11 protein-coding genes are annotated in these 11,926 nt (G+C 63.2%); 7 read left to right on the top strand and 4 right to left on the bottom strand.

Annotated features, from left to right (window positions below):
- Nucleotides 1-3: 3 nt before the first annotated feature.
- Nucleotides 4-1,362 carry a pitrilysin family protein gene (locus tag RT460_RS14395; protein WP_313319609.1) on the top strand — a complete coding sequence of 453 codons (1,359 nt, stop codon included), beginning with the start codon at nt 4-6 and terminating at the stop codon, nt 1,360-1,362.
- Nucleotides 1,359-2,702, top strand: coding sequence for a pitrilysin family protein (locus RT460_RS14400; RefSeq protein ID WP_313319610.1), 1,344 nt, complete (start codon nt 1,359-1,361; stop codon nt 2,700-2,702). The genes RT460_RS14395 and RT460_RS14400 overlap by 4 nt, the downstream gene beginning before the upstream one ends.
- 203 nt (nt 2,703-2,905) lie before the next feature.
- On the opposite strand, the gene gloA is transcribed toward RT460_RS14400, so the two are convergent.
- The gene (gloA, locus tag RT460_RS14405) at nt 2,906-3,433 is read right to left on the bottom strand and encodes a lactoylglutathione lyase (RefSeq protein ID WP_313319611.1); all 528 of its coding nucleotides are present in this window, start codon (nt 3,431-3,433) and stop codon (nt 2,906-2,908) included.
- A gap of 393 nt (nt 3,434-3,826) precedes the next feature.
- Between gloA and RT460_RS14410 the strand changes: the two genes are divergently transcribed.
- From RT460_RS14410 to RT460_RS14430, 5 genes are all read left to right on the top strand, one after another.
- A complete protein-coding gene (locus RT460_RS14410; RefSeq protein ID WP_313319612.1) occupies nt 3,827-4,252 on the top strand; it encodes a CopL family metal-binding regulatory protein in 426 nt (141 codons plus the stop codon).
- Nucleotides 4,253-4,345: 93 nt separating this feature from the next.
- Complete coding sequence (locus tag RT460_RS14415) at nt 4,346-7,060, top strand: TonB-dependent receptor (RefSeq protein ID WP_313319613.1); 2,715 nt, start codon at nt 4,346-4,348, stop codon at nt 7,058-7,060.
- 57 nt (nt 7,061-7,117) lie between these two features.
- A complete protein-coding gene (locus tag RT460_RS14420; RefSeq protein ID WP_313319614.1) occupies nt 7,118-7,810 on the top strand; it encodes a PepSY domain-containing protein in 693 nt (230 codons plus the stop codon).
- Complete coding sequence (locus tag RT460_RS14425) at nt 7,807-9,621, top strand: 2Fe-2S iron-sulfur cluster-binding protein (protein WP_313319615.1); 1,815 nt, start codon at nt 7,807-7,809, stop codon at nt 9,619-9,621. The genes RT460_RS14420 and RT460_RS14425 overlap by 4 nt, the downstream gene beginning before the upstream one ends.
- A 54-nt stretch (nt 9,622-9,675) precedes the next feature.
- The gene (locus RT460_RS14430; RefSeq protein ID WP_313319616.1) at nt 9,676-9,978 is read left to right on the top strand and encodes a hypothetical protein; all 303 of its coding nucleotides are present in this window, start codon (nt 9,676-9,678) and stop codon (nt 9,976-9,978) included.
- Nucleotides 9,979-10,060: 82 nt separating this feature from the next.
- On the opposite strand, the gene RT460_RS14435 is transcribed toward RT460_RS14430, so the two are convergent.
- From RT460_RS14435 to RT460_RS14445, 3 genes are all read right to left on the bottom strand, one after another.
- Nucleotides 10,061-10,603: a DUF411 domain-containing protein gene (locus RT460_RS14435; protein WP_313319617.1), complete on the bottom strand. Its 543-nt coding sequence runs from the start codon at nt 10,601-10,603 to the stop codon at nt 10,061-10,063.
- Nucleotides 10,604-10,660: 57 nt separating this feature from the next.
- The gene (locus RT460_RS14440) at nt 10,661-10,960 is read right to left on the bottom strand and encodes an EF-hand domain-containing protein (RefSeq protein WP_313319618.1); all 300 of its coding nucleotides are present in this window, start codon (nt 10,958-10,960) and stop codon (nt 10,661-10,663) included.
- Between the two features lie 61 nt (nt 10,961-11,021).
- Nucleotides 11,022-11,926 (bottom strand): copper resistance protein B (locus tag RT460_RS14445; protein ID WP_313319619.1); only part of this gene is annotated, 905 nt, incomplete at its 5' end.

Here is an 11,926-nt window from a genome sequence, read left to right on the forward strand (position 1 = left end):
CGCATGATTTCGCAACGCCTGTTGTGCGCCGGCCTTGCGCTGGGCCTGATGGCAGCCTCCGCTGCCTCGGCCGAGCCGGTCAAGGTCAATGGCTTCACCCACGTCAAATCCCTCGATGGCATCGATGAGTACCGCCTCGACGCCAATGGCCTGAGCGTATTGTTGCTGCCCAACCACGCTGCGCCGGTGGTGACCTTCCAGATGACTTACCGCGTCGGTTCGCGCAACGAGGTGACCGGGACTACCGGTGGCACCCACCTGCTTGAACACCTGATGTTCATGGGCAGCACCCACTTCGACGGGCAGAACAACGTCGATACCTACCTCGATCGCGTCGGTGCCGGCTTCAATGCCACCACCTCGCTGGACCGCACCAACTACTACGCCACGTTGCCGCCGGCCGCGCTGGACGGTTACATCGCCATCGAAGCCGATCGCATGCGTGGCCTGCTGCTGCGCGAGAAGGACCGCCAGAGCGAAATGACCGTGGTGCGCAACGAGTACGAGCGCAACGAGAACAACCCCAATGGCGCGTTGATGAAGCTGATGTGGGCCACCGCCTTCAATGCCCATCCCTACCACCACCCGGTGATCGGCTGGCGCAGCGACATCGAAAAGGTCTCCATCGAGAAACTGCGCGAGTTCTACGACACCTTCTACTGGCCGAACAACGCCACGGTCACGGTGGTCGGCGATATCGACAGCGCCCAGGTGCTGGCCAGCATCGGTGACAAGTTCGGCAAGGTGCCGCGTTCGCCGCATGCCATCCCCGAGGTCTACACCACCGAGCCGGACCAGCAGGGCGAGCGTCGGGTGACGCTGCGCCGGGCCGGCGAGACCGGCACGGTGATGATGGCGTACAAGGCACCGGCGGGCCTGGACAAGGACATCCCGGCGTTGAACGTGCTGGAACTGGTACTGCAGGGCGGTCGCAGTGCACGCCTGCAGCGGGCGCTGGTGGACACCAGCAAGGCGGTGGCGGTTTCCGGTGGCATGTACCAGCAGCGCGACCCGAGCCTGTTCATGCTGAGCGTTGCGCTGGCACCGGACAGCAAGCACGAAGACATCGAAAAGATCGTCCGCGACGAGATCGCCAAGCTTGCCCGCGACGGCGTTACCGCTGAGGAAATCAAGCGTGTACTTGGCCCGTACCGTGCCGAGGAAGCCTATCGCCGCGACGGTACCGACCAGGCCGCTGATGCGCTCAACGAGTTCATCGCGATGGGCGATTGGACCCTGTATTCCGGCGCCTTGAAGGATCTTGAGAAGGTCACCCCGGCCGACGTGCAGCGCGTCGCCGGCACGTATTTCACCGCAGAGCAGAGCACGGTTGGCTGGTTCGTGCCGGAGAGCAGCAAGTGAGCAACGCAAAACGCATTCGACTGATTCCGCTGGCACTGGCCGCACTGTCCAGCCTTGCCGCGTTCGCCGCCCAGGCAGGCGTCGCCGACACCGCCGTGCACGCCAAGGCAGCCGGCATCGACCTGATCGTGTATCCGATGGGGGTCAAGGATGTGGTCACCTTCACCGGCTCGATGCCGTTGGGTGACGCGTTCCTTGCCGCCAAGGCCGACAATCCGGCGGTGCCGACGCTGACCGCGATGCTGCTGGAAGCCGGCACTACCCATCGTGACAAGTTCGCCATTTCCGACACGCTGGATGGCATGGGGGCGCAGTTGTCGCTGAGCCCCAGCGCGGCGCGTATCGGCATCTACGGCAAGAGCCTCAAACAGGACCTGCCGACCGTGCTCGATCTGCTCGCCGAGCAGTTGCGGGAACCGGCCTTCACCGCCGAAGAACTGACCAAGGCCAAGGTGCAGCTGGAAGCTGCATTGCGACAGGCCAGTGATAACCCCGGCGCGATGGCGCGCGAGACCCTGATGCTGGGCATTTTCCCGGCCGGCAGCGTCAATGCACCGGTGCCGCGCGAGGCCATGCTCAAGGCCGTGCCGCAGGTAACGCTGGAGCAGATCAAGGCCTTCCACGCAAAGTACTACGGTCCGGCGCACATGACCCTGGTGTTTGCCGGTGACGTCGATGCCAAGGCGATTGAAGCCGCAGTGGCGCACGGCTTCAACGGCTGGAGCGGCGGCGTGGACTATCTGCGCACCGCGCCGGCGCGGCTGCCGGCCAAGGCCGCCGAGCACAGCATCGCGATGAAGGACAAAAGCAGTGTCAGCGTCTTCCTCGGCCAGGCCACCGGCCTTCGGTATACGGACGCGGACTACCTGCCGATGACGGTGGGCGTGGATGTGTTGGGTTCGGGCTTCACCGGTCGCCTGATGGCGGCGGTGCGTGCCAAGGAAGGCCTGACCTATGGCATCGGCGGCAACCTGCTGGGCAGCGACTACATGGACGGCGGCCTGGGCATCAGCACCACCTTCGCCCCGGAACTGATGGACAAGGGCATTGCCAGCACCCGCCGCGAACTGCAGCGCTGGTGGAAGGATGGCATCACCGCCGAAGAACTGGACGCACGCAAGCAGGCGATGGTCGGCAGCTACCAGGTCGGACTGGGCAATACCGACGGCATGTCAGCGGCAATCATCGGCACGGTTGAACGCGGTGTTGGCCTGGCATGGTTGGACAACTACCCGCAGGCGATCCAGTCGGTGACCCTGGAGCAGGTCAACGGCGCGATTCGCAAGTACGTCGATCCGGACAAGATGGTGCTGGTCAAGGCTGGCACCTTCAAGAAGTAAGTCGCAGCCCCTGCCAAGTGGTTCGACACCAACAAACGCCGGCGCAAGCCGGCGTTTGTTGTTTGTCAGCAGCAATGGATGTAATCCGTAGTTACGTAGCCCGGGGAAGCAAAGCGCACCCGGGGTAGAAGATCGCCGATTGGCGCCCGACTGCGCCCCGTCTACATGGGCAATAGCTGATCTTCAAAGTGCCGCGTACTTAATCAAGCACGCACGCTATTGGAGATGATCTCCACCCAGTAGCCGTCCGGGTCCTTGATGAAGGCCAGGCTCTTCATGCGGCCGTCGCTCAGGCGCTTCTGGAACGGCACGTCCAATGCCTCGAAGCGGGCGCAGGCTGCTTCCAGCTCCGGTACCGACACGCAGATGTGGCCGAAACCGCGCGGGTCGCTGTTGCCGTCGTGGTAGACCGGGCCGTCCTGATTCTCGGTGCCGTGGTTGTGGGTGAGCTCCAGTACGCCGGGAATGCCGGCCATCCACAGGCGACGTTCGGCGTCGTCTTCCGGTACCTGCACGCCCGCCGGCACATAGGCCAGGAAGTACAGGCTGAATTGCGCTTCGGCGAAATCACGCTGGTCAACCAACTGGAAGCCCAGCACGCGGGTGTAGAAATCCAGCGAGGCCTTGATGTCCTTGACTCGCAGCATGGTGTGGTTGAACACGAAGCCGTTGGTTTCGGCCGGGGCCTGTGCCGCGACGCCGGGCTGTTGGGCAAGGGTTTGAAGACTCATGGGGACGATCCTGTTGCGATGAATGGGGTAGGTGCGATGTGCTGCCGCCGCAGTGCAATGCTGATGCAGAAAGTTGCATGTGAAATCGCTAGCACAGCTTGCATGCGTCAATACAAAAAATCATCACCGGCATACTTTCAATGACTAGGCGGTTGCGCGCGCGCTGGCTATGCTGCATCGCAGGATAGTCGTTGTTCTCCACGTTTTGATGAAGCGCACATGCATTACCTGATGTGCGCCGGGAGCGACGCTGGCGCAAGGGCTTGCGCGGTTTATCGGCACGGGTTGTCAGCACGGACGGGAGCACAGCGTGACCAGCAGCGGTTGACAAGCTTTCTCTGGTAGCGCTATTCATTGTATGTATATACAAATAACGAGACGGTTCTGATTTCCATGTCCTACCGTGTGTGGCTGCCGTTGTTGCTGATGCTGGTGCTCGCCGTCGAAGGCGTGCTCGGGGCATGGGCGAGCACGCGCATGGTGCTGCACGCGGAAGGTGCTCCGAGCGTTGCGGGCATCACCCGTGCCGCCAGTGCCAGCTGTGACCCGGCGCCGCGCGCTCTGGCCCAACGCGGGGCAACCATCGCCGGTGGCCACGACGCGCATGCGGGCAACTCGGCTTCTGCCAGCCATGCCGACGAGTGCAGCTGTGCCGACAGCGTGGGCTGCGAATGCCTGTGCGTTTTCACGATCTATCCCCCCGCGACGGCGCTGTTGTTTGCCGGTGCGCATCCCCCGGTAGTGGCCGATACGCCTTTACCGGTGCTTGAACTGCCTGCAGGCAGGCTGTCTGGTGTCTTCCGACCTCCCATCGTCTGAGCGGTTGTTCTCGCGTCATCACGACGTTGCAGTGAACCGTGCTCGCGCCCGCGACTGCGGCTACGCCCCGAGAAAATCCCAGCGAGAGAGAACATGTATCTGAAGCCCCAAGCCTTGGCTGCGGCCATCGGCACGCTGTTGTGTGCCACCGCCGTCCACACCGCCAATGCGCAGGACGCGCAGCCCCCCAATGAAGCCGCCCGCACGCTGGACGCCGTGCAAGTCACCGGCAGCCATATCAAGCGCGCGCAATTGTCCGGGGTTGGCCCGGTCAGCGTGATCGATGCACAGGCCATTGAACGCTCCGGTGCCACTTCGGTTGACACCTTGTTGCAGCGCTTGCCGGCCTCGGCCGGTTTTGCCGGCAGCCAGAGCAATGCCTACTGGGCCGAGAACGGCTACGGCACCACCCAGGTCAACCTGCGCGGGCTGGGCATCAACCGCACCTTGGTGCTGCTCAATGGCCGCCGCATCGTCAACGGCGGCACCGGCGCCAACAGCTCGGTCGATCTGAACATGATTCCGGTGTCGCTGATCGAGCGCGTGGAAGTGCTCAAGGATGGCGCTTCGGCCATCTACGGCGCCGATGCGGTCGCCGGTGTGGTCAACATCATCACCAAACAGGGTTTTGACGGCGCCGAGGCAGCGGTGCGTTACGGCCAGACCACGCGTGGCGATGGCGACGAAACCGCCATCGACCTGGCCTGGGGCGTCACCAGCGAGCGCGGTTCGCTGATGGCCGGCATCAACTATGCCGAAGGCGGCACGGTCAACATGGGCTCGCGCGCACCCTGCGGCTTGGCCGAAGTGGACGGCAAGCTGGTGTGCTCGGGCAGCTCCACCACGGTCGGTGGCCGCGCGTTGCTGGCCGATGGCAGCCGGGTAAATTTCAACCAAGTGCTGGGCGGCAATGGCGATTTCTACGAGCCGTACTCGGCCGCCAAGCACAATTACAACGGCAACCCCACGCTCAATGCGGTCAATCCCATCAAGCGCATCAGCATGAGCGTGTTCGGCGACAGCCAGCTCAGCGAGAACACCAGCGTGTTCACCGAGCTTATGTATACCAACCGCCAGTCCGATCAGCTGGCCGCACCGGGTGGATTGGGCGTGTATCGGCCGATCAACATCGTCGCCGATCACCCGACCAATCCCACCGGACAGGATCTGCTGCTGCAGCGGCGGCGTCTGGAAGAAGCCGGCCCGCGCCATTTCTCTCAGGAGGTGAATACCTTCCGTGGCCTGGTGGGCTTGAAGGGGCATTTCGGCACAGGCTGGGACTGGTCGGCGGCCTTGAACTGGGGGCGTAACACCGGCGTCGATGGCTCGGACAATGTGGCCAATCTCGATCGGGTAGAGCAGACCCTGGACCGGCGTATCTGCAGCCCGGTGCCGGGCGCGGCGATTCCCTGCGGCGACTACCTGGGTTATGGCGATCTGAGCCGCGAAGTACTCGATTACATCCTCTACACCTCGCGCGATACCGGCGGCAACGAGCAGAAGAGCTTCACCGCCAACCTGAGCGGGCAGATATTCGAACTGCCAGCCGGTTGGGTAGGCTTCGCCACCGGCGTGGAAGTACGCAAGGAACGCGGTTGGCGCAATCCCGATCCGTTGACCGTGCTCGGCATCGGCAACACCAACCAGCAGGACCCGATTGCCGGTGAATACACCGCCAAGGAAGTCTTCGCCGAGCTGGCGATTCCGCTGCTGCAGGACCATGTCATCGCCGATTCGCTGTACCTGAACCTGGCTGGCCGCGCCTCGGACTACGATCTGTTCGGCCGCGACTACAACTACAAGGCCGGCCTGGACTGGCAGGTCAATCCGGCGCTGAAAGTGCGCAGCACCTATGCCACCGCGTTCCGCATCCCGAACATTCCGGAGCTGTTTGGCGGCGTCGCCGAAGGCAACCTGACCACCACCGACCCGTGCAGCAACTGGTCGGCGTTGCCGGCAGGTTCCACGGTGCGTGACAACTGCCAGGCCTACGGCGTGCCGGCCGGCTATGTGCAGCCGGGCAATACCATCCTCACCACCTCCGGCGGCAATGCCGATCTGAAGCCGGAAGACGCCACCTCGTTCACCGCAGGCGTGGTGTGGACACCGGAGTTCCTGCCCGGCGTGACCTTGACGCTGGACTACTACAACATCCGCATCAAGCACGCGATCCAGCGCATTGACGGCTCCACCAAGCTGGCCATCTGCTACAACACGCCAGGGCTGGCGCATCCGTTCTGCGACGCCAGCAACTTCACCCGCAACCCGCGCACCGGCGAGGTGGATTTCCTGTCCTCGCAGCCGGTCAATGCTGCCAACGAACACGTCACCGGCTATGACTTCGGTGCCTTGTACGAATTCAAGGCGGCAGGCTTTGATGCCAGCGTCAGTGCAGATGTGTCCTACCTGCAGCGTTACGACGTGCGGCCGTATGACGGCGCAGACCTGATCGAGTACGCCGGCAAGATCACCGGCGGCCGTGGCAGCTATGCCAAGTGGCGCGGGCTGGTATCGATGAATGCATCGCGCGACAAGTGGTCGGGTACCTGGAGCACGCAGTACATCGGGCGTGCCGATGACATCAACGCGGCGCGCGGTGATATCGGCGATCACGCACCATCGGTGTTCTATCACAACCTGCAGCTCAAGTACGCGGTGAGCAAGGCGCTGGATCTATCGCTGGGCCTGGACAATGTCTTCGACAAGAAGCCGCCGTTCATCCAGAGCTACACCGATGCCAACACCGATACGATGACCTACGACCTGCTGGGTCGCCGCTGGTACGCACGCATCGGCTACCGCTGGTGACTGGATGCGCCCCGTCGCAGCCGCGGCGGGGCGCGTCATTGAACGAGGACGATGTTGATGAAACCCGCATTCTGGGCACGCCGTGCCCACAAATGGATCGGCATGGTGATCGGTGTGCAGGCGCTGCTGTGGATGCTCAGCGGCATCTACATGACCGTGGTGCCGTTGGACGTGATCCATGGTGACCACCTTGCCCACGTGCATGGCACGCCGCTGCCTGCGCAGACCGCGCGGGTCGGTGCCGATGTGCTGGCCACGCGCTACCCGCAGATGGACTCGTTCCGGCTCAAGCATGTGCTGGAACAGGAGGTCTATGAGATCCGCCAGGGCAAGCAGAAATATCTGGTGGATGCCGCCAGTGGCGAGCGGCTGCCAGCGATGGACCGCGAGCAGGCCATCGCACTGGCACAGTCGCTTTATCAGGGCACCGGTGAAGTGGAGCGGGTGGAATGGATCACCCGCGCGCCGTCAGAAGTGAAGACCCGCCCGGTGCCGATGTGGGCCGTGCACTTCAGCGGTCGCGGCGACACCACGCTCTACCTGTCACCGGACAGCGGTGAGCTGCTGGCACGCCGGCACGACCTTTGGCGTGTATTTGACTTCGTGTGGATGCTGCACATCATGGATTACGACAACCGCACCGACGTCAACAACACCTTGTTGCGGGTGGCCTCGGTCATCGGCCTGGGCTTCGCCCTCTGCGGCATCTGGCTGCTGTTCTACAGCTTCGGCAAGCGGAGGAACGCATGACGCCCTGGATGCGTACCCTGCACAGGTGGGTGGGCCTGATTGTCGGCCTGCAGTTCGTGGTGTGGCTGGGCAGTGGCTTGATGATGAGCCTGCTCGACCCGGAAAAGATTGAAGGCAGCGCCCAGCGCGCCGAAGCGCAGGTCAACCCGGTCTGGCCCTCTACTGCGGTGTCCCCGAGCGTGGCGCTGGCTGCGGCAAAGGGCGAGGCAGCAACGCTGGACAGCGGTTGGCTGCTGCAGCAGCCGGTGTACCGCCTGCAATCACCGGAAGGCACGGAAGTGATCGATGCCCGCGACGGCAAGCGCATCGCTATCGATGCGGCGGTAGCGGCAAAAGTGGCACAGGCCGCATATGCCGGTGACGGTGTCGCAGCAGCGCCGCAATACCTGCAGAAGACCTTGGAGACGCGGGCCAACCCGGACCCGGTATGGCGCGTGGACTTCAGTGATGCGCAGGAAACCAGCATCTACGTATCCGCGCACAGCGGCCAGGTAATGGAACATCGCAACGCTACCTGGCGGCTGTTCGATATCTTCTGGATGTTGCACATCATGGATTACAGCAGCCGGGTCAACTTCAACAACCCGCTGGTGGTCGGTATGGGCGTTGGTGGCCTATGGCTGGCATTGACCGGCGTGTGGTTGTTGATTGCAAGTTTCCATCTGCAGGAGTTCATTCCGCGCCGTTGGCGCTCGCGCCGGCAGCTGATGGTGTACGCCCCGGGCGGGACACATCTGCGCACCGTGGAAGTGGCCAATGGCGACAGTGTCTACGTGGCGCTGGCGCGTGAAGGCATCCAGCTTCCCTCCAACTGTGGCGGCGGCCAGAGCTGCGGCCTGTGCGAGGTGCGTGTGCGTACCGGTGCCGGCAAGGCAACGGCGGCCGACCGCGCGCACGTACCTGAAGCAAAACGCAAGGTGGGATGCCGCCTGGCCTGCAATCTGCAGGTGGATGACGATATCGAGATCGAAGTGGCAGGCGGCGCCAGCTTGTGGACCGAGCATTGGGCCCGCGTTGAGAAAGTTGTTGCGGTGACGCCGTTCCTGAGGGAGATTCATCTGCGCCCTGAGCAGGCAGCGGACACGCAGTTCCAGCCGGGCTGCTACCTGCAGCTACATGTGCCCGAGTACGAGTTGCCGCGCAGTGCGGTGTGGCATCCGGCCGAGCATGACGAGGACTGGAAGGCGCTGTCCTTGCCTGCGACCTTGCAGAACAAGGCGGCGGTGCGCCGTTCCTATTCGCTGGCAACGCCGGTGTCGAACGCGGACGGCGGCCTGGTATTGCTGGTGCGCTTCAGCCCGGGCTGGCAGGAGAACCGCAAGCATCCGCCAGGCAAGGGTTCCAGCTATGCCTATACGCTGCGCGAGGGTGACCGTGTCCGCTACAGCGGTCCGTTCGGCGACTTTGCACTTAGCGGCAGTGAGCGCGAGAAGATCTTCATTGGCGCAGGTGCCGGCATGGCGCCACTGCGTGCGCTGATCCAGCAGCGTTTGGATGAGGGCGGGGGCGAGCGCATCCACTACTGGTACGGCGCCCGTGGCGAACGCGACTGCCCTTATGTCGAGCAGATGCAGGAGCTGGCGCATGAGCATGCCAACTTCAGTTGGCATCCGGTGTGGTCAGGGCAGGGCAGTGATGCGCGTCGTGTGCATGAGGCGATGCATGAGGATCTGTTGAAGCAGCATCCGGACCTGGCCGGTTGCGAGTTCTACCTGTGTGGCCCGCCTGCGATGTTGGCGGCGACCCGGCAGCTGCTGCGCAAGTTGGGTGTTGCCGATGAGCGGGTTGCGTTTGATGACTTCAAGATCTGAGCGGCGCTTGTTGTAGCTGAGCCGCGGCAGTTGCTTAGGCGGCTGCCGTGGTTGTTGGCTTTGGCTGTTGCTCTTGCTTTGGCTGTTGCGCTGATTTTGGCTGTTGCTTTGGCTTTGGCTTTGGCTTTGGCTTCTGCTTCTGCTTCTGCTTCTGCTTCTGCTTCTGCTTCCGCTTCTGCTTCTGCTTCTGCTTTCGCTCTGGCTGTTGCTTCGGCTTCGGCTTCGGCTCTGGCTGTTGTTTCGGCTTCGGCTGTTGCTTCGGCTCTCGCTTGGATCTTTGCTTCAAGCATTCCCTTCTCCCGCTTGCGGGAGAAGGTGCCCGAAGGGCGGATGAGGGGAGCTTTTGACTTGGCTTAGCTAGAAGCTTCCCTCACCCCAACCCCTCTCCCGCAAGCGGGAGAGGGGCTCCACTTCGATCATTGTTGCGGGACGTTCGAACTTACTCGTGCTTTGAAAACTCGCTCAACGAACCATCGTTGCCCAACAAAGCAACCGTGAACGCCTGGCGGTAGCCATCCGGCGACTCCATCCCGGGCGTACCGACCGGCATGCCCGGCAATACCAGGCCGCGTGCCTGCGGGCGTTCGGCCAGCAGCTTCCTGATGTCTTCCACTGGTACATGGCCTTCCACCACATAGCCGTCGATCTCGGAGGTGTGGCAGGACATCATGCCGTCACCGATTCCCAGCCGCTGCTTGACCGCCATCATGTCGCTGGTGTCGTTGATCTGTACCGGGAAACCTGCCGCCTGCATATGCTCGGCCCAGCCGCCGCAGCAGCCGCAGTTCGGGTCCTTGTGTACAACCACCAGTGGCAAGGCCTTGCTGGCCGGTGCAGCTTCAATCGCTTTTGCAGGTGTCGCAGCAGTAGCCGCAGCGGCAGCCGTAGCTGCAGTCGACGGACTGGCATTGCAGGCGCTGATCAACAAGGTGCCGGCGGCCAGCATCAGCAGCGACAACATCGGCTTTGAACGGATATTCATGATCTTGATTCCTTGGACAGTTCGCCGCACCAACCACTGGCCGGTGCGGCAAAGGGGTTACAGCATCGATAGGCCGCGCGCGAATTCCTTGGCATCCAGCTTGCCATCGCGGTTGCCATCGCTCATGCCAAAGTGCGGCAGCAGCGGGTGACCACTGGGCAGTTCCTCACGGCTGATGAAACCGTCCTTGTTGGCGTCGAAGCGCGTGAATGTTGCCGCTGCATCGGCCTGCGGTGCCTTCGCGGCAGGCTTGGCCGCCGGTGTGTGATGCTCGTGGCCGGCATGTTGGGCCTGCGCGATGGAAATTGAAGCAAGGGTGATCGCGCCGATCAGCGCGGCCTGGGTAAAGAACTTCATCGAATTTATTCCTTGTAGGGAGAGTGAGGATGGCGCCGGCATACGACGCCATCCCAACGCATCAGAACCAGAAACGCACACCGGCAACCCAGCGCGATTCACTCACGCCTTCGCCGGCATCACGGTGCATATCAGCGGTATTGCCGAACGCGCGTTCGTGCACGAAGCCCACATACGGTGCGAATTTGCGGGTGATCTCGTAGCGCAGGCGCAGGCCTGCCTCCACGCTGCTCAAGCCCTTGCCCACGCCGCGGCGCGGATCGTCATCGGCCACGATGCTGGCTTCCACCACCGGCTGCAGGATCAGGCGGTTGGTCAACAGCACGTCGTACTCAACCTCGAAGGCCAGCTCGGCCTTGCGCGGCCCACCGATATAGGCCATCGCCGAGACTTCGAACTTGTACGGCGACAAGCCCTGCAGACCGAAGGCGGCGCGGGTCAGGTCCGGCGATTCCCGGTTGTTGTCCTGCCGCACACCGGCCACCAGGTCCCACCACGGCGAGATCGAATGCCCGTACAACGCATCCACGGACCAGTCGCCGAGTGCGTTGTCACTGCGTTCGCCCTCGCTGCGGATCCACAGGCGGTTGATGTCATTGCCGAACCAGGAATCGATGCCCCAGGCCTGGCCGCTGCCATGCGCGTTGTCCCAGGCTTCCAGGTGGTCGAACACCACCAGGCTGTTGAACGACGGTGCGTGCTCCATTGCATGCGGCTTCAACACCGGGAAGGCGTCGTCGAAGTCCTGCCTGGTCGGCGTCGGGATCGGCTCACGCGGCGTCGTGCTGGCGCTGCTGCCCTGCATGCTGTGGCCGACATGCGGATCGGCGGGCATTGCATGGCCCGCATGCGGGTCGGCTACCGCGCCGTGACTGGAGTGATCCTCCGTCTTTGGCATGGCATGACCGGCGTGCGGATCGGCGGGCATTGCATGGCCCGCATGCGGGTCGGCTACCGCGCCGTGAC

Source organism: Stenotrophomonas sp. (assembly GCF_032061965.1).
In the GTDB taxonomy this organism is placed as follows: domain Bacteria; phylum Pseudomonadota; class Gammaproteobacteria; order Xanthomonadales; family Xanthomonadaceae; genus Stenotrophomonas.

What these genes read in the sequence shown, in the direction of transcription:
- RT460_RS14395 (WP_313319609.1), top strand. Translation starts at nt 4, where the DNA reads ATGATTTCGCAACGCCTGTTGTGCGCCGGCCTTGCGCTGGGCCTGATG.
- gloA (WP_313319611.1), bottom strand. Translation starts at nt 3,433, where the DNA reads ATGAGTCTTCAAACCCTTGCCCAACAGCCCGGCGTCGCGGCACAGGCC.
- RT460_RS14410 (WP_313319612.1), top strand. Translation starts at nt 3,827, where the DNA reads ATGTCCTACCGTGTGTGGCTGCCGTTGTTGCTGATGCTGGTGCTCGCC.
- RT460_RS14415 (WP_313319613.1), top strand. Translation starts at nt 4,346, where the DNA reads ATGTATCTGAAGCCCCAAGCCTTGGCTGCGGCCATCGGCACGCTGTTG.
- RT460_RS14420 (WP_313319614.1), top strand. Translation starts at nt 7,118, where the DNA reads ATGAAACCCGCATTCTGGGCACGCCGTGCCCACAAATGGATCGGCATG.
- RT460_RS14425 (WP_313319615.1), top strand. Translation starts at nt 7,807, where the DNA reads ATGACGCCCTGGATGCGTACCCTGCACAGGTGGGTGGGCCTGATTGTC.
- RT460_RS14435 (WP_313319617.1), bottom strand. Translation starts at nt 10,603, where the DNA reads ATGAATATCCGTTCAAAGCCGATGTTGTCGCTGCTGATGCTGGCCGCC.
- RT460_RS14440 (WP_313319618.1), bottom strand. Translation starts at nt 10,960, where the DNA reads ATGAAGTTCTTTACCCAGGCCGCGCTGATCGGCGCGATCACCCTTGCT.